The sequence below is a fragment of the Bacteroides sp. AR20 genome, assembly GCF_964250605.1.
GTDB classification, from domain to species: Bacteria; Bacteroidota; Bacteroidia; order Bacteroidales; family Bacteroidaceae; genus Bacteroides; species Bacteroides uniformis.
Window position 1 is genome coordinate 171,844 of sequence record NZ_CAXUGK010000002.1, and the last position, 24,731, is coordinate 196,574.

The following is a 24,731-nucleotide window of genomic DNA, read 5'->3' on the forward strand; positions in this document are numbered from 1 at the left end:
CAATATAATTAAAACTCTCCCATATCAGCCAATTCAGCCTTCATCAAAAAAACATTATAAGGCATCCACATTGACATCGTAAAATATAAATTATCACCAGTTACCGACAACGGATGAATGTAAGAACCATACAATTGGGCATACTCCCTACCATTAGCAAGCTCATAGGGTTCACTCCATGGGCCAGTTATGTCTTCTGCCGTACGCATAGTTATATTATATCTATCTGCATTGAAATAAGCAATTATCCATTTCTTATGTGTTTCATTATATATAAAAGAAAGTTCACCAACCTTATCTTCTATTAATACTGTTGCCTCATTTTCATTGCCTTTTATCCATTGATTAGTAGAAGCATTCCAATATTCATAAGCTGTCTTATTCTCAATATCTGTTTCATGAAATCGTGCTAATTTAGCATTGCTATCCCTCCCCGTTTGAGTACCTATCATATAAACATATCCATCTTTCTTAAAGTACCCTACCTGACCAAAAAAACTATAAGATGAGAAAGTTATATCTTTACATTTAGCCCATGTCAAACCATTATCAGCCGACTTATATATTCCCGAATAATTTGTAATCCATCCCGTCCAATTTCTCATATTAAAATAATGCACATAATCTATTCCATTAGCACGAATAGCAGCTGTTGGGATAGAAGTCCAATCACCATTACCTGACGAATCTTTTCCCCCATATACTATCTCGCGGGCATACCCTTTATCATCAGTAGCCATATTGCTGAATGACAATCCATCTTCTAAATTATTATCCTCCGAGAAAGCCAGCACATTACTACGCCAACTCCCTCCGTTAGGTCCAGGATTAGCTGGATTAGGCTTAAAGTCATACCCAAAAGTATCACCAAAGAAAATTCCATATTTTCCGGGCTGCATCTCCCAAATAATGCCAAGATCTGTTCCTCCTACATTCCATTTTGTCGCAGTATTATTAGGACTTGGAAAGTTTTCTCCATTTATTATACTCCCTGTAACACGAGCTATACGAGTAACATTACGAATAAAAAAACCCCAACGGTTATCCACATTCAAAGAGAGTTCTTTCGACATATTACCATCTTTGTAAAAGGCAGCCAATACTAGCCGAAAATTCTGTGGATCTGTTTTTTGGATGGTATAATTGAAAATATAATCAGACGTAAGTTCGCTTTGACTTATCTTAGCTGAATAGCTGTCACCTACACTCTTTCTAACCAGCAAATAATCTATGGCATCAATATCCTTAAAATTCAATGTTGTTGATACAATTTTTGTATCCTTATTTGGAATCAAATGAGTATCCAAAGGTATAATTTCATCAATAGGAATATAAGTTTCAGTTTCTTGTTCAGAAGTACAAGAAACAAATAAAAATATAAACGAAGAGAATGCTATAAATAATATGTTTTTCATGTCTATTGATTCATTTTTCAATTTATCGTAACCAGATAACCCATTCGCCTTATATCAAATATTAAAATAGAGAGTGAGCTGACTCAGAAAAATACCAGTAAAAGCCCACTCTCTATCATTAACTACAAAAATCCTTCTCGAAACTATTCGACATTAACTATTACACCCTCAGAAGTAACAGTAGATGTACGCCCTGTTTCTTGATTTTCCTCAGTAAAAGTACCTACCAATTTAACGATATAGCGATACTTCTTAGCAGGATCAATAGTGAAAGTATGAGAGGTTTCCTCATTTACCAAGGTTATTCTATCTCTATAAATATTATTTTCCACTATTTGAATCTGTACAGAAATAGGACGTCTGAAGTCTTCTGGAATTACTGAAGGAATACTCCAAGTCAATGTCACTGTAGTAGCATTATCTTGAATATACTGCACATTCTCAGGCGTAGGCATGAAATAATTCAAGCCCTTGTCATCAAGCACATCTCTGTCATAGCAGCTGGACAGTGATAACACTACCAACAACATTGTAAAAATGGTTACTATCTTTTTCATAATTTTCTTCTTAATAGTTAAACATTAATATCCCGGATTCTGCGTATAGTTACCCTTTGAATAATTCATTTGTGGTTGGGAAATCGGAAAGTACTCATCACGACCGGCAGTAAAACGAGCATCATTGAACCAATCGAAGCGAGTTCTTTCAATAGCAAAATATTCGTTCATTGTCTTTTCCAACAATCCCCAACGCTGCAAATCAAAGAAACGATGACCTTCGCAAGCAAATTCAAGACGATTTTCCCACATTAAGGCTTTCCATGCAAAGTCCTTAGTCCAATTACAGTTAATACCCGGCTGATAAGTAGCAATATGATAATTCATTGTATATGAACCGTCAGCTTGAGTCAAACGAACCAAACTATTGGCAGCACGAGTACGAATCTGGTTAATATATGGCAGGGCTTCCATTTCTCTATCCAATTGAATCAAAATCTCAGCTTTCCACAGCAACACGTCATCGTAACGAATCATCTTCTTATTCATAGAATTAAATTGCCATCCATCATAAGCAATACAACCACAATCAGGATGTGGCATATCTTTGATGGGTTTCAAGAAACTATAAGTAATCGGATCACGAGTAGCAGTTGAATGGAATAATAAATCAGGATCATACTTCCAAGGCTGTCCAGGAGCTACGATAGTATGGCTAAATCGGGGATCCCATGTATACTTATCAAAGTAAGGCTTAGCGCCAGAATTAACGATATCCAAATTATAAGAACCATCTGAATTTTTAATATATTGACCATAATCATCCTCATTATAATCCTCGAAACGAGGTAAACCGTTTTCATCTGTCTTAAACGCATTAGTCAACGTATAGCTAGCATGGTTAAAGTCACAACACTTAAATACAAAATTACCAGGTTGTGTTTCGGGCCACATCCATGGATGATTCAAACCTTCAGCGCGATTAAATCGACCTGCTGTATGAAAATTATTATCAAGAGCAAATTGTAATTCCCAAATGGATTCTTTAGTAGCATTATCATACTCTACCAAAAAGTTATTACCAAAATCAGATTCCAAACCTACACGACCACCTTCTTGATCAATAATTTTATCAATATAAGGCAAAGCTTCTGCAAGTAATTCCTTATTGATATTTATCACCTGATGACGGTCATCCTGTTCGTAAGCCATATTTAATATTGTCCTAGCAACCATAGCAGTAGCAGCATTACGGCTTACACGACCTTTATCCATCTGATCCAAAGGCAATAATTCCTCGGCCTTTTTAAAATCATCAAGAATACGTTGCCATAAGTAAAGATCATTCCCCTTATCCAATTCACGGTTAGGTACTGCTTCAAAAGCATCTGACATACCTACTACATTCTCATCAATATAGGGTACATATTTCCAAAGTTTTTTCAAACGATACAACGTAAATGAACGGATAAAGAGCATCTCACCCATAAAACTATTCTTATTAGGTAACTCTTCTTCCGTAAAATTTGCCATTCTTTGAATTGCTGTATTACATCTTTGGATAACTTGATAAGAATTATACCAAGTACCATCCAATGCACCGGTATTAGGATTTACATAAGTAAAAAGTGATATGTTACCAAAAGAACCTACAGCATCAGCAACACCACCACCACCTTTGTAGCAGTCATCCGAACGCATAGAACCACTCCACCAATACATATAAGGAGAGGAATCCAATGACCCCATCTCACACATACGGGCATAGGCTGCTGTGACAAAACCTTCTATATCGCTAGGTTTGTTAAGTATATTTTGGTCCAGAACTTGTTTAGGATTGATATCCAAATATGAATCACAACTGCTGACTCCCAATATAGAGCATAGAGCAATTGATAAAGTTATATATTTGCTTTTCATAATAATTTATTAATTAAGTTTAAAAAGAAACATTGATACCGAAATTGAAAGTAAATGGTGTCAGATAATGATAAGAAGGTCTTTCTGGATCGAAACTTGTATATTTGTCATCTCCCCAAAACTTCTTCAAAGTAAATACATTATATGCAGCAGCATACAAACGCAGATTACTCATATGCATTTTTTTGATAAGCTTAGTCGGAAATGTATAACCCAATTCAATATTTCTCAACTTAATGTATGAACCATCTTCTATGAACCAAGAAGAGAATCTTTGTTCTTGATTGGCAGTATTATTCGAGATAGCCGGAATATCAGAATTCGGATTGTCAGGTGACCAACCGCCCAACATACGAGTTGCATGATTTTTCCATGCAGGATTGGTGAAAAGCCAAATATCACTCTCTTTCTTCCAGTCGCTATTTACATCATTACCGAACATACCCTCAAAAAACAAGTTCAAATCAAAACCCTTATAAGCGAAATCAAAATTAAGACCTCCAAAGAAATCCGGGTCATAGCAACCTATCCAAGTTCTATCATATGTTTCATTGATTACACCATCACCATCTAAGTCCTTGTAGCGAATACGTCCAACTGCTTTACCTGGCTGGTCTGCATGAGCATCAACTTCCTCTTGAGTTTTGAAAATACCATCAGCTACCAAACCATAAGCAGAATTTGGAGAACGTCCTAAAATCAAATCGTGTACACCATCACCAGCATACTTATTGATTACATTGGAAGGAAGGTCAGTCAATTCAGTTTTGTATGTACCAATATTGGCACTAACAGCCCACTGGAATTCACTGGAGGGGTCACTCTTGAAAGATACTGTAAATTCTACACCTTGGTTATTCATACTAGCACCATTAACCCAAGGTTCACCACCTTCACCCATTGCTGCGATATATGGAGTCTGGACCAAGATATCATTTGTTTTCTTATAGTAATAGTCAAAAGAACCAGTCAAACGTTGATTGAAAAATCCAAAGTCAACGCCGAAGTCTGTTTGTTTGGTTGTTTCCCATTTCAAATCAGGGTTACCAATCCAAGTTCTTCTATAGCCAGACTGCAAAGCGCCGGTTGCTTGTCCCTTAATAGGATATGCAGTATCAAAATAATTAGTAGTAAATGGAGTAGTTGTGTAACCACGAGGTAATCCTTGTACACTACCATTCGTACCCCAACTGAAACGAATTTTCAGATCAGACAACCAGTCCGCATCTTCCATAAAAGCTTCATCCTTAATTCTCCAACCAGCAGAAAATGCAGGAAATACACCATAACGATTATTGACACCAAACAAAGAAGAACCATCACGACGTACAGTTGCAGACAACAAATATTTACCAGCATATGAATAATTGGCCTTAGCAAAAAGAGAGAAATAAGTATATTCATCAGCAGAACTACTTACATCAATTTCATCACCGGTAGCAACACTAAGACCGGCAAAATCACGATCTTCCAAATAAAGTCCTTCTCTACTTGCATAAAAACCTTCTTGTACATAACGGGTAAACTCACTACCAAATACAGCATCAATATGGTGTTTTCCAAAACTTTTATTATAGGACAAAGTATTAGTCCATACATAATTTAACGGATGGGACTGGTTATTTCTTACATAATTTTTATCATTGCCTCTAAAACCAGTCTCTACATAAGCCCCATCTACTGTTCTACTATAAGAGTTACCATAATTTATACCAAACTGAGTTCTAGCAGATATACCATTCCAAATATTCAGGTCTGCAAAAACATTACCAATAATTTTCACATAATTATTGATATTATCTTTACCCATAGTCATTTTACGTACCGGATTATCAAAATCATCAAGTCCTGCAGGTCCTGCCCAGTTACCATTTACATCATAAACAGGAACCATAGGTGGCATAATCATAGCCAAAAAGGTTTCCCATTGACTTTTATACTGCAAATAAGAAATAGCTAAATTTTCTCCTACTTTCAAACGATCTTTAATCAAACTATATTCCGTGTTAGCACGTACAGAATATTGTTTGAAAAAAGAATGAATTTGTGTACCTTGGTTGTTAGTATACCCTAATGAAAACAAACTTTTAGCTTTATCCGAACCATTAGAAATAGTCAACTGATGATTTGTAGAAACTGCTGTACGGAAAATCTCATCCATCCAATTTGTATCAGTTGCTTTTACCAATTGATTATTATCCAAATATTCTTTCATTTTCATATTATCCAATACCAGCATTCCATTATCACCTCTATGATACTCATACTCAAAGCCATTGGGTAATAATAGGCCTGAACCATAAGCCCACTCATCATAAGCAGCAGCGCGGAAGGCAGCAGTACCCCATTCTGTGGCGTTCATCATTTCCGGTCTATTTATTATAGAACTTACAGAAACACTACCATTATAGTCAATGGTAGTCTTACCAGCTTTACCTTTTTTAGTTTGGACTAAAATCACACCACCAGAAGCACGTGCACCATAAATTGAGGCAGAAGCAGCATCTTTCAATACCTGAATAGATTCAATATCTCCTGAATTTATGTCACGTAGATTCAGACCTTCAGCTGGCATACCATCCAATACAATTAATGGAGTAACAGCTCCAGACAAAGAAGAAAGACCACGAATTTGAATGCCTATATCTTCTGCAGGATTACCGCCATTGTTGCTAATTTTCACACCGGCCATCTTACCCTGCATAGCTTTCATAACGTTAGCGGAAGTCTTCTTGATGTCTTTTGAATCCGCCAATGCAACCGATCCGGTTAAGTCAGCTTTTTTCTGAGTCATATAACCAGTGTATACAACGACTTCAGACAACATCGTAGCATCACTTTTCATAATAACATCCAAAGATTTCAAGCCTTTAACAGAATATTCTTCTGTTTTTTGACCAATATAAGAAAAGACTAACACAGCATTATCAGAAGGTATTCTTATCGAATATTTTCCCTCCACATCAGTAGTTGTACCTATAGTAGTTCCTTTAACGACAACATTTACCCCAATAAGAGGTTCATTAGTCCCTTCTTCCAGAACTGTTCCTTGTATTACTCTCGCTTGTTGAATCTCATTAGAAGTATCTACGCCATGCTCAGATACTTGAATAGATCCATTTGTCCCCGATGCAGCGGTTGCAAGGGGCAAATTATCCCCTGCATACACTGCAAATGATAGCATTGATGCCAATGCTATGAAACCATTCCTTTTAAAAGAAATCCTCATAATACTTTGATTTAATAGTTAATAAAAAAACAACGTAATTTTAAATATCGGGTATACCCAATTTTACCATCTTGGAATTTCCAAATCGTCCTTGCTCGGCAAAGCCGGGAATTTGGCATGCGGCTCGGCCTGGTACCAGAAAGTGGTCGACGAGATATCCGACTTCTGGTTGTTGTAGCGTCCGTCATGACGCCATCCCAAATCCTGTATCGTGACCTTCAGGTCCTTGTCGAAGCGTACCGGGTCAAGGATATGCCAGCGGTACAGCCCGAAAGCGGTCACCGCACGGTACAGCCCGTCGGGACGGATTACCTGGTGCATGCCGGCATAGGGGGTGGTGAACTCCTGGTACTGGCGCGTCTTCTGGTTCTCGAAATTGTACGAGCCGCAGAAGTAGTCCTCAGTCCCGGTCCCGCAGATAGTCGGGTATTCCTTGTCACCGTCCATGTAGAACTTGATTTCCCCTTCACCCCACCAGCAGTTGTCGTTTACACGCCATGCCAGGTAGGTACCCACGTACTGTCCCTTGCCCCTCACACCGTCAATCAGCGTGTGCAGCGACCCCTGGGTCGGGTTGGAGCGGCGGAACTGCGCGTGGAAGTAGGCCTCGTCCTCAGGAACTTCTGTCAAGGTGTAGTTGATTTGGTAGTACAGGCGCATCTCCTCGGCGGTGTTGATGTTCTCCAGCGTGATACGGGCTTTCTTGCGGAAAGGCATCTTCCAGTAGCAGTTGAAGGCGCTGCCCGGATTCACGCAAACGGCCAGTGAGGAGAGCTGTGCATATTCATTGTATGCGCTGCAGAAGAAGTCACCCACCGGACATTCGACGGAAGGCTCCTTCTCATCGTCCCAGTACATTCTCAGGACGGAGAAGCGCCAGTTCCCGGTCGGTGTCATCCAGATCTGCTGGATGGCTCCCGGACCCTCGATTTCCGCAATCGTGATTGTCTCTCCCGGTTTCACGATGATGAAGGGGTTTACCTTCCAACCCTTGCCCAGGTCCTTGGCCGCATGGTGGGCGTTGGCCACATTGCGCTGGTCCTTGTCCCTGACCGGATCGGCCATGCCGCCCTTGCCCTTCTCGCCTGTAAAGTTCTCAGGGCTGATGGAACGTGTCTTGGCATCGGACAGTCTTGACAGGTTACCCATGTTCATGTCCAGACCGTTGAACGGGTAGTTGCTTTGGGCGTAAACACCCACGGTGACCATGCATAAGGCCGCCAAAATTAATGATTTGATTCTCATGTTTTAAATAGATTAATGGTTTGTATACTTAGTTAATGGTTTCAGCAAGTTTTGCCAGTTCAAGATATTTCTTGTATAGTTTTTCGTAGATGAGGGCTCTTTTCTCATCCGGCCGGTATTCAGCCTCGATGTCCGACCCCATGTGCCTTGTCGCCTCATTGATATCCTTGTACACCCCTGCGGCAACTGCCGCGAACATTGCCGCTCCCAAGGCACAGGTCTGTTCCGAGCGGACCACACGGATGGGCATGTCCAGCACGTCCGCCAGCGTCTGCATCACGAAGGGCGCCTTCTTGCTGATACCTCCGATGGCATTGACCGAATCAATGCGCAGCCCCTGGCCCTTCATATGCTCCACAATACGGCGGGAACCGAAGGCGGTGGCTTCCACCAGCGCACGGAATATTTCCGGGGCGCTGGTACCCAGCGTGAGTCCCGCAACGGCACCCTTCACGTTCTGGTCCGCATCGGGGGTACGGCGGCCGTTCATCCAGTCCAGGGCGACAACACCGTCCTCGGAGGGTTCCATGTCCTGGGCCTCACGGGTGAGTTCCACCAGCATGCCGTCCAGAACTTTCTGCCTGGCCTCCCCTCCGGGGATATCTTTCAGTGTCCATGCCAGCATCTTCCTGAACCAGGCGTAGATGTCTCCGAAAGCCGACTGTCCGGCTTCGAAACCGATGAATCCCGGAAGCACCGAACCGTCCACCTGGCCGCAGATTCCCTTGATACAGCGTCTGCCTACCTCGTCTTTGCCGGCAACCATGATGTCGCAGGTGGATGTTCCCATGATACGTGTCAGTATCCCCGGGGCGACGGATGCGCCTACGGCTCCCATATGGGCGTCCAGCGCCCCCACAGCCACGGCGATTCCTTGGGGAAGTCCAAGCCTGTCTGCCCACTCGGGTGTCAGTTCCCCTGCCTTGGTGTCGCTGGTGTGGGTTTCTGTGAACAGATGGGGGAGCATTTCCTTCAAGGCCGGATTAAGTTCTTCGAGAACTTCGCCGGAAGGAAGACCCCAACTGGCATGCCACATTGCTTTATGTCCAGCAGCACAACGGCTACGAAAGATCTGTTCCGGAATAGTGTTACCAGTTACTAATCCGGTCATCCAATCACAATGTTCTACCCAAGCATAAGCAGCATCCTTTATAGCGACGTTTGTGTTGATAATATGTAAAACCTTTGACCATACCCATTCTGATGAATAAGTACCACCTTCATAAAGTAAACGCAGCAAGAAAAAGCAAGGTTGATGATAATACAGCAAGAATGCAGTCTATTAAGCAGTTAGGTGTTTAACTCATAATACTGCATAAGCTGAAAAAGGAGATCCGCTAAAAACAGCGAAAGACTTCAGTTCCCATATCGTTACTGATATAACGGGAATAAGAAACGGCACAACGGGTTCTATTTCAGTAATTTGCACAGTTTTTCATACCTGAGGACAACTCGCTTGATATTAACTTTGTAACGATCAAAAAAGTATGAAAACGAGTATGAGCAGATCGACTTTCAAAATCCTCTTCTACGTGAAGAAGGGCAGCGAGAGAGCCAACGGCTATCTCCCCCTGATGTGCCGTCTTACGGTGGACGGTGAAATCAAGCAGTTCAGTTGTAAACTGGACGTACCTCCGAAACTTTGGGACGTGAAAACGGCACGTGCTACGGGCAAGAGCGCCGAGGCGCAGAAAATCAATGCGGAGGTTGACCGGATACGCGTGGACGTGAACCGCCGTTACCAGGAACTGATGCAGTCCGACGGCTATGTCACCGCCGCCAGGCTGAGGGACGCCTGCCTCGGGCTGGGCGTGAAACGCGAGACGCTGTTGAAACTCTTCGAGCAGCACAACGAGGAGTTCATCAAGAAAGTGGGACACAGCCGCGTGCAGGGAACATACAACCGCTACCGTACCATATACAGGCACCTTTGCGAGTTCGTCCCGAAAGTGTACCGCCGTGACGACATTCCCCTGAAGGAACTCAACCTGACGTTCATCAACAACTTCGAGTATTTCCTGCGTACGGAGAAGAAATGCCGCACCAATACCGTATGGGGTTACATGATCGGGCTCAAGCACGTCATCTCCATCGCCCGCAACAGCGGTGCGCTTCCCTTCAACCCCTTCGCCGGGTACATCAACTCCCCCGAAAGCGTTGACCGGGGCTACCTAACAGAGCGTGAGATACAGACGCTGATGGAGGCCCCGGTGAAAAGCGGGACCTGCGAACTGGTACGCGACCTCTTCATCTTCTCTGTGTTCACCGGACTGGCATACGCGGACGTGAAGGCGCTGACGACCGACCGGCTCCAGACCTTCTTCGACGGCAACCTCTGGATCATCACCCGCCGGCGCAAGACAAACACCGAGTCCAACATCCGCCTGCTGGACGTTCCCAAGCGCATCATAGAGAAGTACAAGGGGCTGTCCAAGGACGATCATGTATTTCCGGTACCGAGCAACGGCAGATGCAACACCATATTGAAGGAACTTGGCAGGCAGTGCGGTTTCAAGATAAGGCTGACCTATCATGTTGCCCGGCATACGAACGCCACCACCGTGCTGCTCTCGCACGGTGTGCCCATCGAGACCGTAAGCCGTCTTTTGGGGCATACGGATTTGAAAACCACCCAGATATATGCCCGGATAACCAACCAGAAGATCAGCAGCGACATGGAAATCCTGTCCCATAAGCTGGAAAAGATGGAGAAGGAAATATGCGATGCCATATGAGGAAATGGTATTTATGAAACGGACGATTTTCCCCTTCCTCATCAAAGTTCGTCCGTCCCTGCGGGACTCCGCGTTTTCCCTTCGGTTTCCGGTAGAAAATTTCCGCATGGTGAAATTTTCTACCGGAAAAACGCTCCGAAAGCGCAGGGACGGACGTAAAAGGGATTCAGAAGGCGAAAACTGCGACCGACGTAGTGCATGTGCGACAAGGAAAAGAACTGTCCGGGAGCCCCTTTTCATGCCGTACCCCGGCATGAGACCGCTTTCCTCTCCGGCTGTGGTGAAGGCTCTCCTGCTCCCTCTGCATTGCATATGCGAGTTGTTCCGCCTGTATCCACGTCAGCCGGTATTGCCTGCCCTTTCCTTGGTAGAAACGGCTTGTCGCAACAGGCGGCGTGACACAAACTTTTCCGGATATGGAGGACCATTCCGGAAAATACACCGTACATTTGTACATCGAACCAATAATAACCGAATAACCGTTAAAAGAACATGGCTAAAATTAAAGTCCAAAATACAGAAGTGACAGTCATCACGTACAATGACAAGGATTATATCTCCCTGACCGACATGGTCCGCAATATGGAAAACGGTCCCGCCCTTATTGAAAAGTGGTTGCGTAACAAGAATACCGTCGAGTTTCTGGGCATATGGGAGGAGATGTACAATCCGGATTTTAATTCCCCCGAATTCGAGGGAATTAAAAACGAGGCCGGATTGAACCGTTTCATCCTTTCCGTCAAACAATGGGTGGAAAAGACCAACTCCAAAGGTATCATCGCCAAGGCCGGACGCTATGGAGGGACTTACGCACACAAGGATATCGCGTTCGAGTTCGCCACGTGGGTATCCCCTCAATTCAAGCTGTACCTGCTGAAAGAGTTCCAGCGGTTGAAAGAGGAGGAACAGGCCCAGCTCGGCTGGAGTGCGAAACGGGAACTGTCAAAGATCAACTACCGCATACATACCGATGCCATCAGGCAGAACCTGATACCGGTGGAAGTCACCCCCGCACAGGCCGGCGTCATCTATGCGGAAGAGGCGGACGTGCTCAACGTAGCCATGTTCGGGATGACCGCCAGGATGTGGCGTGAGCAGAATCCCGGTCTGAAGGGCAATATCCGTGACTATGCCTCCATCAATGAACTGATCTGCCTCTCCAATATGGAAAACCTGAACGCCGTATTCATAGACCAGGGCATACCGCAAGGCGAACGGCTCGTGAGACTGAACCGGATAGCCATCCAGCAAATGCGTGTGTTGGAAGATGATGGCGGACGAAAACTGCTTGAATGAGAATTCCGGCAGGCAACGCATCGGCATGTCCGTAAACGGGGCAAGGAGGTGAAATGCCGCCTGATCCACATTCATGCATGGGATATGGGATACTGAAGCTACGGAACGGCTTACAGCCTGATATCAAGTGTCATAACCGTTCCGTGGCGGGGTATTGTTCGGAACACATTCCCGAATGAGGTCTTCCATGATTTTAAAAGACTCCGTATTCCAGAAGGAACAAACGTACACATACAATTTCTCCGGAACGGCTAACCTTCCTGTCACTTCCCTGTAATCCTCCCCAAAATCAACACTGCCGTATAAACCGCATGAAAGCCCGGACATGCTTCCTGTTTCCAATCCCATTTCCGCTCCTTCTGCAATATCACGTATTGCCGTTCTCATTCCATATCCTTGAATATTTCTCCAAGTATGCCGAAGACAGAAAAGCTGCATGGTATTTTAGATTCTCACCGGACAGGCAATAGACAGAAGGAATCCGTCATCCTCATTTCTTGCGGCAAAAATAGTTGTTTTTCAGGCCGGTCCCGCAAGGCGGCCCTGCGGGCTGGTTGCTCGTGAAAAAATCTTCCTCACGCTTTGCGTGAGCGTATTTTTTCACGGCAAGCCTTGCCGGAGACCGCCGAAAAACAAACTGGAGGAAGCACAAGAAATAAGAATGCCTACCCGTGTAGGCCATGTATAACTCAAAAAAATATAAGGTTATGGCAGACAAGAGCGCAGAAAAGGAAAGACTGTTCAACGAGTGGTTCACAAAATCCTATGACAGGTTGAGAGGGACGTTACGCCGGTACGGAATGCTGGACGAGGACAATTTCCATGACACCTACCTTTTCGTAAGAAGGCAGGTGCTGGTTCCCGGAAAGGACATAACGGACTATGACGCGTATTTCATCGGATGCTACAAAAAGGCGGCCCTGATAAAGATTAAAAGGGAGAACCGGTATGCACACCCTGAAGATGATTTCTTCCTCCGATGTGGCGAGGAGGCAAAATTCCTTTCCGAGGACGACCTGAACGGGTGCGAGCGGCTGGTAAGAGACATACTGCGTTTCGTAAGGCAGAAGTTCTCCTACGAGGAATACCGGATGTTCATGCTCAGGTTCTATGAAGCGCAGTTCTCGTTCAAGGCGCTGGCGGAATGCATGGGTATCTCGGCATCGGCCATATCGCAGAAAGTATGCAGGATAGTGGACGCGGTACGTACCCACAGCGGTTTCGCATGGAGAAGTCAGATGCTGGCGGTGGAAAGCTTCATGTATTGAAAAACAAAAACAGTTCAACCGATAAAAGAAGGACAATTATGGCACTGATAGTATACAACAGGGAAAACTCCCGTCCGCAGGAAGTCACATACAAGGGTAAGCGGACCATCAACCTTGACAGCAGGGGGACTGTCTATCTGTCAAAGACGATGTCAATCGAATTAGGAATCCTCGGCGGCGGACGGGTGAACTTCGCCCACGACGACGAGACGGGTGACTGGTATATCTGCCGGGCCGACGACAGCGAGGGGTTCATCGTCTGGAAGGACAAAAGATGCGCAAGGTTCTCGGCGGGGTTTATCGTGCAGAGGCTCATGCGGCAGGCGAAGGTGGAGAGGAAGAGCGTGCAGTTCATGATGGCGAGGATGCCGGTAGAGATTGGCGGAGTGGCCTATTACAAGATACTGCTCTCGAATCCGATACTCAGATAGAGACATGGGCCGGAGGAGTCCGGCTGTATATGACATGACGGAGACAGGCGCATCCGACGGGACAAAAGCCCGGAGGATGTGCCTGTTTTTATGTGCCGTCATGTTTACACACGGACATGCGGTTGTCACCGGCCGGCATAAGGTCACTCCGAAAAGACCGGGAAACGGCATTGCCGGAGGATAATGATACCGGTACGGAATATGCCGTCATTACGGGAATGGATCGTCCCACCGGTACACGAACGACCCGCCCCAATTTCAGAATAACATAATGACATAATAAAATAAGGGTCTTTTTTTATAATGGAATCCCCGTATCTTATTGCCATACCGGAAAAATGTTTCCATGTCCCGCCATGTTATGCCAATGTTGTCACCGGATCATAATTCATAAAGAGAAATACTCTGTGTATAAATACTTTATGAGCAAATTAAAGTCGTTCATCCGATGGAAAGAAAACGAAGGGGCGACCGGTATGACAACCGACCGCCCCTTTATTCACGATCCCGTACGGAACATTTCTAAAGTTCCTCCGGCCTGGTTCTCGCCTTCCGGTAGCAGCCGTCAAGCAACTTCTCGATATCGGAAGAACGGTACAATATCTTGCCGCCCAGCCGGGTAAATGCAAGCAGGCCGCTGTCACGGTACTGTTGCAGGCTGCGGCGGCTCACTTTCAGCTTTTCAGCCAGTTCGCGGTCCGTATAGAAGTTCTCGCCCGCCATCGCCGGTGACCTGCCGGCAAAGAGACGCTCCATGGAAACGGAGAGACGTTCGACGGTAGAGAAGAACTCTCTTATATGCTCGCTGCTCTCACGGGTGAGCAAACGGTTATCGGTATTCATCATAAATCTCATCTGTTTGTTGGTTTGACATTTACTTTTTCAGTTTCTCATATATCGGCCCCACCCCATGACATGGAGGATATGGGGGCATCCCTCCGACATGAACCGGCACTCTTTCGTACCGATACGGATATGGCATCCCTCCCCGTCCCCGTCTATCCTGTAGAGCGAGAAACTTCCCCGCCCGTACTCCGGCGTCAAGGCTGTAGGCCAGCAGGCGGTAGTCCCCGCTGGAATCCCTGAAGATGTAGAAATCGGGACTGCCGTCCAGACTTTCCCAGCCGCCTGCCAGACTGCCGGGAGAAAGTATCATCCTTTCGTTTCCCATGGCTTTTCAAATTGATTTTCCCATGCTTTCAGCCCGCTTGCGGCGCTCCTCCACTATCCGGATGATACTTTCTACGTCCTCGGGCTTGTAATAAGTCTTATGGCAGATCTGTGTATATGCCAGCGTGCCATTGTCACGCAGGGTCTGCAGGGTTCTCGGGCTGACCTTCAGCAGTAGGCACACCTCCTGGTTGTCCAGCCATTTCTTCTCTTCCATGTCACCGTACAGCCGGCAAAGGGTGTCCAGCCGATCCGCGAACGTCCGGAAGGCCGAGAGCATCGCCTCGAAGGTCCTTGCTTCAATGTTCACTATTTCCATAATTAATGTAATTTCAGGTTTGACATCTGTTTCATTCTCTTTTCGGATCCGGATTCCGTGCCGCAATTTAGTGAATTCCGGCGGAACATCCTGAATTTCAAGACAGGATGACTACCTTTGACACCATATGCGTACTTGTTTCATCCGCAAAGTAAATGATTGTTCCCGGATATGGTTCCGGCCCTTCATCAGATGTCATTATATGTCATCAGATGTCATGGAAATCTGATTTTAACATTCATTTGTTTTTAGTAAACAGATGTTCAGATCCGTTCCCGAAGAGTGGAAAATTTCCGGTGCGTATATTTGTGAAGTCATCACTGTCAGACTGATCCAACAATATGAATAACGCGGCAAACCCCGCCAATCGGACCCGTCCGTTTCACACCGTCTGTTATTATCGTTTTATTTGCTTCCGACAACCGGGCAAACGGGTAGACCGTGCCCACAGTATCAACCAGCTAAAATCCATGTACAATGAAAAGTGAACCGACTGAAAAACCGAGAAGAAAGAAAACGGTGGTATCCGAAACCGCAGACAGAAAGAACAGCCGTAGTCTCGAGCCCGGCCACGACGAGTGGTGGGAAAGACTCATGATGGAACCCGGTCCGGGGGAATCCGCCGGTACGGACGCTTCCGTGACGGAATCGATGATTCCATCCGGGCTCGTTGCGGAGGAGGTATCCGGGGAGGCGAGAAGAAAGGACACCCCGCCGGAACCGGAAGACCCCGTGAGAAGAAGAACGAGCGGCAGGCAACGCAGGGCCTCGCTGGAGGAGTACCGGGAAACGTACCTCACCATCCCGAAGATCAGGAACCGCAAGACGGTGTTCGTCAGTGAGGATGTGAGGGACGAACTGGACGCCGTCGTCCGCAGGCTCGGCGGGCGTGGCATGAGCGTTTCCGGACTGCTGGAGAACCTTGCCAGGGAGCATCTTGCCGCCTACCGTGGGGACATCGAGCAGTGGAGAAAAATCTGACAGCCTGTTACCGGGCGTGGAGTATACCCGATGTATGCACTGTTCCCTGTATACCCGCTTCAATGTGGAAAATGCGGGGGGGGATTTTTCTGTGGGGGGAGCAAGGGTATGTTTCCGGATTCCCGAAAACCCTTGCTCCCCGCGCCCGGCGGTTGCAGGGAGGGCAAATCCACTCCCGCCGGTCGCAGATTTTAATAGCAAAAGATGTACGGACGAAAAAGAAAAAACATATGACAAAGGATGTGAATGGGATGAAGAAAAAACGCGGCCGTCCGGCACTGGGCAGGACGCGTAAATTGACCAAAGGCGTGACGGTGAAGTTCTCCCCCGTCAGCTACGAGGCTCTCAGGTTCAGGGCAGGGAAGTCCGGCCGGAGTCTGGCGGTCTATATCAGGGAGGCGGCACTGGCGGCCACCGTTACGGCAAGGCATACGCCTGAAGAGAACGCGCTGCTGCGCAGCCTGGCGGGAATGGCGAACAACCTGAACCAGCTGACAAAGCTCTCACACCAGACAGGCTTTTACAGGACAAAGCTGCTGATAGAAGGACTGCTGGGAAAGCTGAAGCGGATCATGAATGATTACAGACCGAAAGGAGAATAGCCTCATGATAGGGAAGATCAGGAAAGGCCGCTCGTTCAGCGGCTGCATACGCTACGTGACGCAGAAGGACGACGCGAAAATCATCGCCTCGGAAGGCGTGCTGCTGGGAACGGCGGAGGAGATGGCACGCAGCTTCCGGTGGCAATGCCTGCTGAATCCGGACGTGGCGAAACCGGTGGGGCACATTGCGCTCAGCTTCAAGCCGGAGGATGCACCGAGGCTGACCGATGCGTTTATGGCAAGTCTGGCGGAAGAATACCTGGAGCTGATGGGGATACGGAACACGCAGTTCATCGTGGTGAGGCATCACGGGACGGACAACCCGCACTGCCACATCGTCTTCAACCGGGTGGACTTCGACGGGAAGGTGATTTCTGACAGCAACGATTTCAGGCGCAACGAGAGGGTAACGAAAATGCTCAAAGACAAGTATTCGCTCACCTATTCCGAAGGCAAACAGGCCGTTAAAGCGGAAAAACTGCACGCTTCCGAAAGGGTGAAATACGAGATATATTGTGCGGTTAAGGAAGCTTTGAGGAGTGCAAGTACATGGAAGGAATTTCAAAATAAGCTCTTAAAAATGGGTGTGGAAATGGAATTCAAGTACAAGGGAAATACCAGTGAGGTGCAGGGCATCCGCTTTATCAAGGACGGTCTGCCATTCAAGGGGAGTGAGATTGACCGCAATTTCAGCTGGTCAAGGCTGGATACGGCATTGGACCGTAACCATGCCACATTTTCGGAAAATGATATTTTCCGAAAACGACTGTACCATGAACAAAGTCATGGTTCTGTTATTGATAACCTGGTCGAAGTCATTGGTACGGGCGGCGTGTTCATGCCGTCGGTGGCACCGACGGAGGACGAGAAGGAAGCGAAACGTCTGCGGAAAAAGAAAAAGCGCAGGAAAGGAAGAAGTTTGTGAAACATATGTATAACGAAAAAACTTTGAAAGATGAAACAGGAAAATTATTTGGAAGGCATCTACGGATGCCTTGAAAGGATCGAGAAGAAAGTGGAGGCACTGCCCGTGGAAGGCACAAGCCCTATAGTTGAAAACCGAATCATTTCCCCGGAAGGGATTGCGGAACTGAAAATCCGTCTGGAACGCCAGCAATCCGCAGTGGAGAAAATCAGCTCAGAAATTGCAGCGGTACATAGCCATATTGTCCGTTTGTCGGAAGGCAGGCCGTTGTCTGCCGAAACGTTTGCCGGGGAAATGGAAAGGACAAGGGACTGCCTGCGACAGGACAGCCAGGCCATATGGGAGGCAATGAAACGGCTGGACGAGAAAATAATCCGGCAGAGAAAGGAACCGGAGCGCAGACTGGTGACCTACCGTTTGGAAAGCGCATCCAAGGCGGTGGTAACAACAGCTTCGGTACTGATCCTAGCACTGATCGTTTCCGTCTGGACCAACTGCAACCAATATCGCACGAACCGGCTTTTGAAGGATGCCGATTTGAAATACCGTGCCATCAGGGTCTGTCTGCCGGGGGATGATCCCGACATCGCCTTCCTTGAGAAACATTTCACCATTAAGCGAGACGAGGAAAAGATCCGGCGTGTGGAAAGGCTGGTGACCGCTTTTGAGGACTCTGTCAGGAACCGCATCCGTAATCATGAAATGGCGGCCTACAAGGACAGTCTGGCGCATCGGCTGTTCAAGGAGGCGCAGGAAATCAGAAAGCAACTGGACAATCCTAATTCAAAATGACTGCACTATGGCAACAATCAAAACCAAATTCAGGTCCTCGTCCGTGGAAGGCAGGGAGGGGACACTCTATTTCCAGGTCATCCACGGAAGGGTGGCGCGCCAGATAAACACCGGCTACAGGCTGTTCCCTTCGGAATGGGACGGACGCACGTCGGAAATCATACTGCCGGTATCCGGTGATGCCAGAAGAAGCCTCCTGCTCGCGTTAAAGGAGCGGATGGAAAAAGACATCCGCCGTCTGGAAAGTATTATTGCCGGACTGGAACGTTCCGGCGGTACCTATCCCGCCGGCAGGGTTGTCGAACTTTTTCACAACCCGCCCCCTGAGGACAGCCATAATTTCATGGCCTTCGGAAAGAGGCTCGTGGAGGAACTGGAGCGTGTCGGCAAGAAGCGCACCGCCGAGAGGTACACCACCGTACTGAACAGCTTCACGCGCTTCCGGGGCAGGGACGGCGACATCCCGCTGGAGGATATCGGCTCCACCCTCATGCTGGAATACGAGGCATGGCTGAAGGACAAGGGGATATGTCCGAACAGCACCTCCTATTACATGCGGAACCTGCGTGCCGTCTACAACCGTGCGGTAGACAGGGAACTGACGGTACAGCGCAGCCCTTTCAAACATGTCTACACTGGGATAGACAAGACCGTAAAACGTGCTGTTTCATTGAAAGCGGTCCGCATGATACGTGACCTGGACCTGCGCCTTTCCCCGGGCATGGAATACGCTAGGGACATGTTCATGTTGAGCTTTTATACCCGGGGTATGTCGTTCGTCGACATCGCCTACCTGAAAAAGGCTGATCTGAAGGGCGGCGTGCTGACCTACCGCAGGCGGAAGACCGGCCGGCGTCTGTCCATTAAATGGGAGAAGCCCATGCAGGAGATCTTGGACAGGTATGGCCATAATGACAGCCCCTACCTTTTTCCGGTCATCAGGGATACGGCCAAGGATGCCGTGCGGCAGTACAGGAGCACAGCGCATTTCATCAACGGGAAACTTAAAGAACTTGGGAAACGGCTCGGACTCGGCATGCCGCTCACGATGTATGTAGCGCGCCATGCCTGGGCGAGTATTGCCAGAAGCAAAAATGTCCCGCTGGCAACCATCAGCGAGGCGATGGGACATGATTCGGAGAACACGACCAAAATCTACCTCGCCTCACTGGACACCTCACAGGTAGACAAAGCAAATGACATCATACTCAAATCCTTATAACGGGAACGGATGCGGCACGCAGAATAACGGACAAAGGCTGTGCCGTTCCTGCTTCTCTTTTTAAGAGAAATATTACACATTGCAAAGATAATCAAAATATGGGAAAGTACCCGTCCGTATGATAAAAAATTGTTTTCTCCAAAGGAAAATGTTTCAAATGTCGGTATGATTGTTGAACAGATCCCTTTCAGGATTTATATATAATTCTGATTGTCAGATGCTATCCCTTCCCGATATTTCTCTTAAAAAGAAAAGTACCGGAAAAGATCCATGAACTGTCAATATAGCGGCAGGATACCGTTGGAGATATTCTTATTGACAATTTAAAACCGGATGTTTTTAAAAATGGATTTTTGAAGGCATTTTGTAATATAATAAAAATTGTTGAGCATATGGCTCATTTTCTTGGCAAGAGAAATATTACAATGTGCAAAGTTATGTAAAATATTGAAGAAACGATAGAAAACAGGTGATAAAATATAACCAAAACATTCATACAGAGTGTATTTGCTTAACGTATATTGGATAAACGCCACAATGCCACTTCGCTTTTCTACTTGTCTATCAATTAATTACATAAAATACAGTCCTCTAATATTTCTCTTGCCAAGAGAAGTAGTGACGGAAGCCCCGGAAATGAGGTCTGTACACTTTGTCAAAAGTATGGAACTAACAATGGATATTATGGGAAAATGGAACGTAATCCATTGTAATACATGCCAATATGTAGGTTGGCATGAACTAGGTTTATATCCACACCTATAAAATGTTTCGGAATATGAGTACGAGTCTTTTTACAGCGGAGGAAAAAAGGCAGGTCCGATGGTTCGTCATGCGCGCCTACAAGAATGAGAAAATGGCAGAGGACAGGCTGAAAGACAAGGAATATGGTTTGGAATATTTTATCCCGAAACATTATGCCGTAAGAACTTATCATGGAGTGAAGTCAAAAAAGTTGGTGCCGGTTATACCGAGTCTGCTTTTCGTCCACGCCAGCCATTCGCAGATCACTGAATTCAAGAAACGATACAATTTCTTGCAATTCGCCATGTGGGAAAAGAGCACGGGGGCGGAATATATTACCGTACCGGATGACCAGATGGACAGCTTCATCAAGATAGCTTCTCATTATGAGGAGGACACTGTTTATTATAGGCCCGAAGAGATAGACTTGAAAAGAGGAATGCGTGTATGTATCCACGGTGGCAAGTTCGATAACGTGAAGGGCATGTTTGTGCGGGTGCAGGGCAAGAGAAATCGTAGGGTGGTTGTCCTATTGGAGGGTGTCATGGCCGTTTCCGCTGAGGTGCACCCCGATCTGATTGAAGTTCTTTCCTAAAACCGCTGGCTTTTACGGGACTTCGCAAAAATCACGATAAAAATTAATTGAAATTACAAATTAGAAATAATATAAACTGTACAGATATAAATATGAAGAATCGATTTTTGATTTATCTCTTTGCGATAGTGTTGTTTACATCCTGTCACACTTCGAAGGAGATTCTTTACTTTCAAGACATTGCTGTGAATCAGCCTGAAGCGATTGTGGGTGCAAGAGACATCACCGTGCAGCCCAAGGACCAAATTTCCATCATGGTATCCAGTAAAGACCCGCAGTTGGCAGCGTTGTTCAACCTGACACGTGTCCAGTATCGGGCAGGAACTGCCGATTTACGTAGTAGCAACAATAATGGTGAAATATCCGGTTACACGCTCGATGACAAGGGAAACATAGACTTTCCGGTCATTGGTACGCTTCATATTGCCGGTATGACCAAAAGCCAGATTGCCGCCCTTATCAAGAAACGGCTGATGGAAGAGGACTTGGTGAAAGATCCGGTAGTGACCGTAGAGTTCATGAATCTCTATTTCTCCGTGTTAGGTGAGGTAAAAACCCCCGGCAAGTACAACATAACCAAAGACCAGATCACTTTGCTTGAAGCCATCAGCATGGCGGGCGACTTGACCATTACCGGTAAACGTGATGCTATCTTTGTCATCCGCGAGGAAAACGGTGAGCGTGTCACCCACTGGGTAGATCTTCGTAGTAAGGACATTTTTAAATCTCCGGTCTACTATTTGAAGCAAAACGATGTGATTTATGTGCAGCCCAATAAGATGCGTGCCGGTCAGAGCACCATCAACGAGAATAACGTGAAGTCCGTATCGCTATGGATCAGCGTCGCTTCATTCCTCACTTCGTTGGGTGTGCTAATATTCAAGTAACCATCAGAAAAGGAATCACTTTATATTTTTATAATATGACAGAAAAGAAAACAACCGCCAGCAAGCCTGCTGACGACTTCATACGCATACAAGACCTGTGGGGGATTTTCATGCCCCGGTGGCACTGGTTTGCCCTCTCCCTGTTCGTAACCCTGGCGACAGCCGCCTTGTACCTGCTGGGCACCCCGAACATTTACACCCGTACCGCTGCCATTTTGGTGAAAGATGATTCCAAGGGAGGAACATCCACCAATGCGGTCAGTGAATTTTCTGACTTGGGTATCTTCAAGTCGAATACCAATATCAACAATGAGTTGCTCACCCTGAAATCGCCCACGCTGATGACCGAGGTGGTACAGCGGTTGGGATTAAACGAGACCTATACTGTCCGCAAAGGACTGAAAGATGTGGAATTATACAAAAGTTCGCCTTTAGCAGTCACCTATCGCCACTTGGATGAAACTCCTGTCGGTTTTACAATAGATATTTCATCCAAAGAAACGTTTGTCATATCCGACATGGAAGTAAACGGGAAAGCGTTTGGGGAAGATTTCTCCGGAAAGATGGGCGATTCCATCCGTACTGAAATAGGCACACTTGTCATCAATTTCACAAAATATTGGAATGATTCATTCGTGGGCACTTCCATACGTTATAGAAAAGGTAATGTGTGTGCCGTCACCGATTATTATACAGCCGCTTTGCATGCGGAATTGGGAAACGAGGATGCCACCATTATCAATCTGAGTATCAACGATGCCTCCATTCAGAAGGCTGAAGACATTCTGAACACCCTGATTGAAATGTACAACGAGAAATGGATTCAGGACAAGAACCAGATCGCCGTCAGTACTTCGCAGTTCATCGGTGACCGTCTGAGCGTGATCGAAAACGAGCTGGGCAATGTAGATGAGAACATCGCCGGTTACAAGAGTGAGCACCTGCTGCCGGATGTGCAGGCGGCATCCAGCCTCTACCTGTCCCAGTCCGCCGAGAACAAGAAGGAGTTGCTGGCACTCAACAGCCAGCTTTCCACCGCACAGTATATCCGGAAAGAGTTGAATAACAAGAAACTCAGCCAGCTGTTACCCACCAACTCCGGTATCGCTAATGTCAATATCGAGAGCCAGATCGGTGAATATAACACGATCGTGCTCGAACGTAACCGCCTGATCGCCAACAGTAGCGAGAAGAACCCTCTGGCAAAAGACATGGCTAACTCACTGCAAAGCATGCAGCGTACCATCATTCAGTCGGTGGACAACCTGATTGTTTCGCTCAATACCCAAATACGCAACATCCGCCAACAGGAAGCCACGACCACCAGCCAACTGGCTTCCAACCCGAACCAGGCGAAATATCTGCTTTCTGTGGAACGCCAGCAGAAGGTGAAGGAGGAACTGTATCTTTATCTGCTCCAGAAACGTGAGGAGAACGAGCTTTCACAGGCTTTCACCGCCTACAATACACGTGTGATTACCGCTCCGAGAGGCAGCATGCTTCCCACAGCCCCCCGAAAGATGAATATCCTTTTGGTGGCATTCGCCATCGGTCTGCTTGTTCCGGCGGTGATTATTTTCATGAAGGAAAACATGAATACCAAGGTGCGCGGGCGAAAGGATCTGGAAAACCTAAGCATTCCGTTCATCGGTGAGATCCCCCAATATCTCAGTGCTAAGAAGAAATTGGGATTCGATAAACACACACAGTCTGTCATGAAAGCCATCGTGGTGAAGGAAGGCAACCGTAACATTATCAATGAAGCGTTCCGCGTGTTACGTTCCAATATTGACTTTATGGCAGGCAAGGACAGCGGTCAGAACGTGTTCATGCTTACCTCGTTTAATCCTGGCAGCGGCAAGTCGTTCCTTGCCATGAACATTGCCATGAGCTTTGCCATCAAGAAAAAGAGAATATTGGTGATAGACGGTGACCTGCGTCACGGCTCCACCTCCTCCTACGTGGATTCCCCGAAGACTGGTTTAAGTGATTATCTGGGCAACCGTGTCAGTGACTGGAAGGAGATTATCGTGAAGGATGAAAAATACGACAACCTGCATATCATTCCTATCGGTACTGTTCCCCCAAATCCGACGGAACTGTTGGAGGACGGCAAGCTGGCCACTTTGATAGAGGTGCTTCGCAGCGAGTATGACTATATCTTTATTGACTGTCCGCCTATCGATATCGTGGCCGATGCGCAGATCATCGAGAAACTGGCTGACCGCACCGTCTTTGTAGTCCGCAGCGGTTTATTGGACCGTAGCATGCTGCCCGAACTAGAAAATATTTACCAGGAGAAACGTTTCAAGAACCTCAGCGTGATACTGAACGGTACAGAAAGTGCCGGAGGCCGCTATGGCTATAGATATGGCTATCGCAACGGCTACTCCTCCTACTATGGAAATAAAGGAAAAATGGGGGGGGGTAAATGGATGGTCATCAAGTGATTGATTTT

The 24,731-nt window shown here is 46.5% G+C and carries 25 protein-coding genes; 15 read left to right on the forward strand and 10 right to left on the reverse strand.

Translation table 11 applies throughout. The features are described from left to right. Nucleotides 1–8 precede the first annotated feature (8 nt). The 6 genes from ACESTD_RS01905 to ACESTD_RS01930 all read right to left on the reverse strand — a co-directional run bounded on the left by ACESTD_RS01905 (nucleotide 9) and on the right by ACESTD_RS01930 (nucleotide 9,576). Nucleotides 9–1,415 carry a DUF4185 domain-containing protein gene (locus tag ACESTD_RS01905; protein ID WP_195288473.1) on the reverse strand — a complete coding sequence of 469 codons (1,407 nt, stop codon included), beginning with the start codon at nucleotides 1,413–1,415 and terminating at the stop codon, nucleotides 9–11. 143 nt (nucleotides 1,416–1,558) lie between these two features. Beyond that, nucleotides 1,559–1,972 carry a DUF4945 domain-containing protein gene (locus ACESTD_RS01910; protein ID WP_009037502.1) on the reverse strand — a complete coding sequence of 138 codons (414 nt, stop codon included), beginning with the start codon at nucleotides 1,970–1,972 and terminating at the stop codon, nucleotides 1,559–1,561. Between the two features lie 24 nt (nucleotides 1,973–1,996). Next, nucleotides 1,997–3,832, reverse strand: a complete 1,836-nt coding sequence (locus tag ACESTD_RS01915) for a RagB/SusD family nutrient uptake outer membrane protein (protein WP_034529209.1) — start codon at nucleotides 3,830–3,832, stop codon at nucleotides 1,997–1,999. Between the two features lie 19 nt (nucleotides 3,833–3,851). Next, nucleotides 3,852–7,061 carry a TonB-dependent receptor gene (locus tag ACESTD_RS01920; RefSeq protein WP_009037504.1) on the reverse strand — a complete coding sequence of 1,070 codons (3,210 nt, stop codon included), beginning with the start codon at nucleotides 7,059–7,061 and terminating at the stop codon, nucleotides 3,852–3,854. Between the two features lie 63 nt (nucleotides 7,062–7,124). Continuing rightward, the gene (locus tag ACESTD_RS01925; protein WP_373158616.1) at nucleotides 7,125–8,306 is read right to left on the reverse strand and encodes a glycoside hydrolase family 172 protein; all 1,182 of its coding nucleotides are present in this window, start codon (nucleotides 8,304–8,306) and stop codon (nucleotides 7,125–7,127) included. Between the two features lie 28 nt (nucleotides 8,307–8,334). Next, nucleotides 8,335–9,576, reverse strand: a complete 1,242-nt coding sequence (locus ACESTD_RS01930) for a ribulokinase (RefSeq protein ID WP_373169928.1) — start codon at nucleotides 9,574–9,576, stop codon at nucleotides 8,335–8,337. Between the two features lie 217 nt (nucleotides 9,577–9,793). Here ACESTD_RS01930 and ACESTD_RS01935 point away from each other — a divergent pair, with 217 nt between their 5' ends. The 3 genes from ACESTD_RS01935 to ACESTD_RS01945 are packed head-to-tail and all read left to right on the forward strand — an operon-like array spanning nucleotide 9,794 to nucleotide 12,337. Beyond that, nucleotides 9,794–11,041 (forward strand): site-specific integrase, encoded by a 1,248-nt coding sequence (locus ACESTD_RS01935; protein WP_005636637.1) that lies wholly within the window; start codon nucleotides 9,794–9,796, stop codon nucleotides 11,039–11,041. Further along, on the forward strand, nucleotides 11,031–11,567 hold the full coding sequence (locus tag ACESTD_RS01940; protein ID WP_005636633.1) for a hypothetical protein: 537 nt from the start codon (nucleotides 11,031–11,033) through the stop codon (nucleotides 11,565–11,567). The genes ACESTD_RS01935 and ACESTD_RS01940 overlap by 11 nt, the downstream gene beginning before the upstream one ends. Next, nucleotides 11,534–12,337, forward strand: coding sequence for a KilA-N domain-containing protein (locus ACESTD_RS01945; RefSeq protein ID WP_004320828.1), 804 nt, complete (start codon nucleotides 11,534–11,536; stop codon nucleotides 12,335–12,337). The genes ACESTD_RS01940 and ACESTD_RS01945 overlap by 34 nt, the downstream gene beginning before the upstream one ends. Nucleotides 12,338–12,460: 123 nt before the next feature. Here ACESTD_RS01945 and ACESTD_RS01950 read toward each other — a convergent pair whose 3' ends face one another. Further along, a complete protein-coding gene (locus ACESTD_RS01950; protein WP_226766765.1) occupies nucleotides 12,461–12,724 on the reverse strand; it encodes a hypothetical protein in 264 nt (87 codons plus the stop codon). 320 nt (nucleotides 12,725–13,044) lie between these two features. Between ACESTD_RS01950 and ACESTD_RS01955 the strand changes: the two genes are divergently transcribed. Genes ACESTD_RS01955 through ACESTD_RS01965 form a run of 3 tightly spaced genes read left to right on the forward strand, consistent with a single transcriptional unit; the run spans nucleotide 13,045 to nucleotide 14,220 of the window. Then, the gene (locus ACESTD_RS01955) at nucleotides 13,045–13,605 is read left to right on the forward strand and encodes a sigma-70 family RNA polymerase sigma factor (protein WP_004320822.1); all 561 of its coding nucleotides are present in this window, start codon (nucleotides 13,045–13,047) and stop codon (nucleotides 13,603–13,605) included. A 38-nt stretch (nucleotides 13,606–13,643) separates the two neighbouring features. Next, nucleotides 13,644–14,036: a hypothetical protein gene (locus ACESTD_RS01960; RefSeq protein WP_004320820.1), complete on the forward strand. Its 393-nt coding sequence runs from the start codon at nucleotides 13,644–13,646 to the stop codon at nucleotides 14,034–14,036. Between the two features lie 4 nt (nucleotides 14,037–14,040). After that, nucleotides 14,041–14,220, forward strand: coding sequence for a hypothetical protein (locus ACESTD_RS01965; protein ID WP_005641974.1), 180 nt, complete (start codon nucleotides 14,041–14,043; stop codon nucleotides 14,218–14,220). A gap of 338 nt (nucleotides 14,221–14,558) precedes the next feature. Here ACESTD_RS01965 and ACESTD_RS01970 read toward each other — a convergent pair whose 3' ends face one another. Genes ACESTD_RS01970 through ACESTD_RS01980 form a run of 3 tightly spaced genes read right to left on the reverse strand, consistent with a single transcriptional unit; the run spans nucleotide 14,559 to nucleotide 15,525 of the window. Further along, nucleotides 14,559–14,882 (reverse strand): helix-turn-helix domain-containing protein, encoded by a 324-nt coding sequence (locus ACESTD_RS01970; RefSeq protein WP_005641972.1) that lies wholly within the window; start codon nucleotides 14,880–14,882, stop codon nucleotides 14,559–14,561. A 28-nt stretch (nucleotides 14,883–14,910) separates the two neighbouring features. Beyond that, the gene (locus ACESTD_RS01975; protein ID WP_373158614.1) at nucleotides 14,911–15,207 is read right to left on the reverse strand and encodes a hypothetical protein; all 297 of its coding nucleotides are present in this window, start codon (nucleotides 15,205–15,207) and stop codon (nucleotides 14,911–14,913) included. 6 nt (nucleotides 15,208–15,213) lie between these two features. Further along, nucleotides 15,214–15,525 (reverse strand): helix-turn-helix domain-containing protein, encoded by a 312-nt coding sequence (locus ACESTD_RS01980; RefSeq protein ID WP_005641682.1) that lies wholly within the window; start codon nucleotides 15,523–15,525, stop codon nucleotides 15,214–15,216. A gap of 341 nt (nucleotides 15,526–15,866) precedes the next feature. Here ACESTD_RS01980 and ACESTD_RS01985 point away from each other — a divergent pair, with 341 nt between their 5' ends. The 9 genes from ACESTD_RS01985 (at nucleotide 15,867) to ACESTD_RS02025 (ending at nucleotide 24,723) form a co-directional block, all read left to right on the forward strand. Next, entirely contained in the window at nucleotides 15,867–16,013 is a 147-nt protein-coding gene (locus ACESTD_RS01985; protein ID WP_005641679.1) for a hypothetical protein, read from the forward strand. Further along, nucleotides 16,003–16,506, forward strand: coding sequence for a DUF3408 domain-containing protein (locus ACESTD_RS01990; protein WP_007845191.1), 504 nt, complete (start codon nucleotides 16,003–16,005; stop codon nucleotides 16,504–16,506). The genes ACESTD_RS01985 and ACESTD_RS01990 overlap by 11 nt, the downstream gene beginning before the upstream one ends. Before the next feature lie 230 nt (nucleotides 16,507–16,736). Next, nucleotides 16,737–17,108 (forward strand): plasmid mobilization relaxosome protein MobC, encoded by a 372-nt coding sequence (mobC, locus tag ACESTD_RS01995; protein WP_234060445.1) that lies wholly within the window; start codon nucleotides 16,737–16,739, stop codon nucleotides 17,106–17,108. A gap of 4 nt (nucleotides 17,109–17,112) precedes the next feature. After that, entirely contained in the window at nucleotides 17,113–18,033 is a 921-nt protein-coding gene (locus ACESTD_RS02000) for a relaxase/mobilization nuclease domain-containing protein (protein WP_234075961.1), read from the forward strand. Between the two features lie 30 nt (nucleotides 18,034–18,063). Then, the gene (locus ACESTD_RS02005) at nucleotides 18,064–18,825 is read left to right on the forward strand and encodes a hypothetical protein (protein ID WP_195292772.1); all 762 of its coding nucleotides are present in this window, start codon (nucleotides 18,064–18,066) and stop codon (nucleotides 18,823–18,825) included. A gap of 7 nt (nucleotides 18,826–18,832) precedes the next feature. Beyond that, nucleotides 18,833–20,047, forward strand: a complete 1,215-nt coding sequence (locus tag ACESTD_RS02010) for a site-specific integrase (protein ID WP_195292771.1) — start codon at nucleotides 18,833–18,835, stop codon at nucleotides 20,045–20,047. 778 nt (nucleotides 20,048–20,825) lie between these two features. Beyond that, nucleotides 20,826–21,386 (forward strand): UpxY family transcription antiterminator, encoded by a 561-nt coding sequence (locus ACESTD_RS02015; protein ID WP_005649028.1) that lies wholly within the window; start codon nucleotides 20,826–20,828, stop codon nucleotides 21,384–21,386. A gap of 92 nt (nucleotides 21,387–21,478) precedes the next feature. Further along, nucleotides 21,479–22,273, forward strand: coding sequence for a polysaccharide biosynthesis/export family protein (locus ACESTD_RS02020; RefSeq protein ID WP_005634567.1), 795 nt, complete (start codon nucleotides 21,479–21,481; stop codon nucleotides 22,271–22,273). 35 nt (nucleotides 22,274–22,308) lie between these two features. Beyond that, on the forward strand, nucleotides 22,309–24,723 hold the full coding sequence (locus ACESTD_RS02025; protein ID WP_195292462.1) for a polysaccharide biosynthesis tyrosine autokinase: 2,415 nt from the start codon (nucleotides 22,309–22,311) through the stop codon (nucleotides 24,721–24,723). Nucleotides 24,724–24,731: the final 8 nt, after the last annotated feature.

Coding starts and splice junctions, on each gene's coding strand:
- ACESTD_RS01970 (WP_005641972.1), bottom strand. CDS start 14,882: ATGATGAATACCGATAACCGTTTGCTCACCCGTGAGAGCAGCGAGCAT.
- ACESTD_RS02010 (WP_195292771.1), top strand. CDS start 18,833: ATGGCAACAATCAAAACCAAATTCAGGTCCTCGTCCGTGGAAGGCAGG.
- ACESTD_RS02000 (WP_234075961.1), top strand. CDS start 17,113: ATGATAGGGAAGATCAGGAAAGGCCGCTCGTTCAGCGGCTGCATACGC.
- ACESTD_RS01940 (WP_005636633.1), top strand. CDS start 11,031: ATGCCATATGAGGAAATGGTATTTATGAAACGGACGATTTTCCCCTTC.
- ACESTD_RS01935 (WP_005636637.1), top strand. CDS start 9,794: ATGAAAACGAGTATGAGCAGATCGACTTTCAAAATCCTCTTCTACGTG.
- ACESTD_RS01950 (WP_226766765.1), bottom strand. CDS start 12,724: ATGAGAACGGCAATACGTGATATTGCAGAAGGAGCGGAAATGGGATTG.
- ACESTD_RS01905 (WP_195288473.1), bottom strand. CDS start 1,415: ATGAAAAACATATTATTTATAGCATTCTCTTCGTTTATATTTTTATTT.
- ACESTD_RS02015 (WP_005649028.1), top strand. CDS start 20,826: ATGAGTACGAGTCTTTTTACAGCGGAGGAAAAAAGGCAGGTCCGATGG.
- ACESTD_RS01920 (WP_009037504.1), bottom strand. CDS start 7,061: ATGAGGATTTCTTTTAAAAGGAATGGTTTCATAGCATTGGCATCAATG.
- ACESTD_RS01990 (WP_007845191.1), top strand. CDS start 16,003: ATGAAAAGTGAACCGACTGAAAAACCGAGAAGAAAGAAAACGGTGGTA.
- ACESTD_RS01925 (WP_373158616.1), bottom strand. CDS start 8,306: ATGAGAATCAAATCATTAATTTTGGCGGCCTTATGCATGGTCACCGTG.
- ACESTD_RS01915 (WP_034529209.1), bottom strand. CDS start 3,832: ATGAAAAGCAAATATATAACTTTATCAATTGCTCTATGCTCTATATTG.
- ACESTD_RS02005 (WP_195292772.1), top strand. CDS start 18,064: ATGAAACAGGAAAATTATTTGGAAGGCATCTACGGATGCCTTGAAAGG.
- ACESTD_RS02025 (WP_195292462.1), top strand. CDS start 22,309: ATGACAGAAAAGAAAACAACCGCCAGCAAGCCTGCTGACGACTTCATA.
- ACESTD_RS01980 (WP_005641682.1), bottom strand. CDS start 15,525: ATGGAAATAGTGAACATTGAAGCAAGGACCTTCGAGGCGATGCTCTCG.
- ACESTD_RS01955 (WP_004320822.1), top strand. CDS start 13,045: ATGGCAGACAAGAGCGCAGAAAAGGAAAGACTGTTCAACGAGTGGTTC.
- ACESTD_RS01945 (WP_004320828.1), top strand. CDS start 11,534: ATGGCTAAAATTAAAGTCCAAAATACAGAAGTGACAGTCATCACGTAC.
- mobC (WP_234060445.1), top strand. CDS start 16,737: ATGACAAAGGATGTGAATGGGATGAAGAAAAAACGCGGCCGTCCGGCA.
- ACESTD_RS01985 (WP_005641679.1), top strand. CDS start 15,867: ATGAATAACGCGGCAAACCCCGCCAATCGGACCCGTCCGTTTCACACC.
- ACESTD_RS01975 (WP_373158614.1), bottom strand. CDS start 15,207: ATGGGAAACGAAAGGATGATACTTTCTCCCGGCAGTCTGGCAGGCGGC.
- ACESTD_RS01960 (WP_004320820.1), top strand. CDS start 13,644: ATGGCACTGATAGTATACAACAGGGAAAACTCCCGTCCGCAGGAAGTC.
- ACESTD_RS01910 (WP_009037502.1), bottom strand. CDS start 1,972: ATGAAAAAGATAGTAACCATTTTTACAATGTTGTTGGTAGTGTTATCA.
- ACESTD_RS02020 (WP_005634567.1), top strand. CDS start 21,479: ATGAAGAATCGATTTTTGATTTATCTCTTTGCGATAGTGTTGTTTACA.
- ACESTD_RS01965 (WP_005641974.1), top strand. CDS start 14,041: ATGGGCCGGAGGAGTCCGGCTGTATATGACATGACGGAGACAGGCGCA.